Annotated in this window: 1 pseudogene; it reads left to right on the plus strand. The window is 44.6% G+C overall.

Annotated elements, in window-relative coordinates:
- Positions 1–6: 6 nt before the first annotated feature.
- Positions 7–547: pseudogene (locus ACS8FC_RS20190) on the plus strand (23S rRNA (adenine(2503)-C(2))-methyltransferase RlmN); the annotation flags it as partial.

The following is a 547-nucleotide window of genomic DNA, read 5'->3' on the forward strand; positions in this document are numbered from 1 at the left end:
GATAGTATTAAGCTAGTAGACGAGGCGCACGCAAAAACCAATCTATTAGGCATGACACAAGCACAGCTGTCTGATTACTTCAAAAGTATCGGTGAAAAGCCATTTCGTGCGACTCAGGTCATCAAGTGGATCTATCAGCATGGGGTGACGGACTTTGAACAAATGACCAACTTGAGTAAGTCATTGCGTGATAAATTATCACTCAATGCTTGTGTCGTACCGCCCAAGGTTATTCATCGTCAATACAGCGATGATGGCACGCGTAAATGGGTATTCGAAGTCACTGGTGGCTCGTTGGTCGAGACCGTATTGATTCCGGCTGATGACAGCAAACTCAATGGCCGCAAAACACTATGTGTGTCTTCACAAGTTGGCTGCGCACTCGATTGTAGTTTTTGTAGTACGGGCAAGCAAGGGTTTGAGCGTGATTTGAGTGCAGCTGAGATTATCGGACAGTTATGGGTGGCTAATGCTTCATATATGACAGATGAAAATGAAAGCTTAGAAAACGTGGATCATAGCCTATGGGAAAATAACGTCACTAACG

The sequence above is a fragment of the Psychrobacter sp. 1Y4 genome, from assembly GCF_051847555.1.